This is a genomic window from Cryobacterium sp. MLB-32 (assembly GCF_000738085.1).
Lineage (GTDB): Bacteria > Actinomycetota > Actinomycetes > Actinomycetales > Microbacteriaceae > Cryobacterium.
Window position 1 is genome coordinate 1 of the sequence record NZ_JPRS01000519.1, and the last position, 626, is coordinate 626.

Here is a 626-nt window from a genome sequence, read left to right on the forward strand (position 1 = left end):
GTGGATAACTTCGGTCAACGCTAGTCAATCCCGGTCGGTGAGGCGAATTCTGGGACCTCTGCCTGTGGAGTAAATGGCAAAATCTGTGGACATTGTTGTGGATAACCTTGAGTTTGGGGCCCTGAGTTTGACCAAAGGTTGCCGAGGCCGTAGTTTTAATCAGTTGACCCCATCCCGTGGGCGACAGTCTTTTTTCGCAGCCGCTGTTTCGGCCAGCGGAGATCCAATCACGTGGAGATTGAATAATGAGCAAGAGAACGTTCCAGCCGAACAACCGTCGTCGCGCGAAGGTGCACGGATTCCGTCTGCGCATGCGCACCCGCGCCGGTCGCGCAATCCTCGGTGCCCGCCGTCGCAAGGGTCGCACCGAACTCTCCGCGTAGGTATCGCCGTGCTTGTTGGGTTCTCGTGCTTGCACATGTGAACCGCATTACGAGCGGGAGCGATTATCAAGGTGTCGTTCGGCGTGGTGTGCGTCGCGTAGGCGCACACACAGTCATTTACGTGCGGAAAACCCCTCCAGTGTCCACGGACGCTCAGGGTGTTCCCGCACGTTTTGGTTTCATCGTTGCCAAGAACGTGGGTAACGCTGTGCGACGCAATGAAGTTCGACGACGTTTGAAAGC

The 626-nt window shown here is 56.7% G+C and carries 2 protein-coding genes; both read left to right on the top strand.

Annotated elements, in window-relative coordinates:
* The first annotated feature begins 245 nt into the window (after positions 1 to 245).
* Positions 246 to 383: a 50S ribosomal protein L34 gene (gene rpmH, locus JF66_RS19730; RefSeq protein WP_010204566.1), complete on the top strand. Its 138-nt coding sequence runs from the start codon at positions 246 to 248 to the stop codon at positions 381 to 383.
* A 37-nt stretch (positions 384 to 420) separates the two neighbouring features.
* Positions 421 to 626 (top strand): ribonuclease P protein component (locus tag JF66_RS22605; RefSeq protein WP_369798077.1); only part of this gene is annotated, 206 nt, incomplete at its 3' end.

Coding starts and splice junctions, on each gene's coding strand:
- rpmH (WP_010204566.1), top strand. CDS start 246: ATGAGCAAGAGAACGTTCCAGCCGAACAACCGTCGTCGCGCGAAGGTG.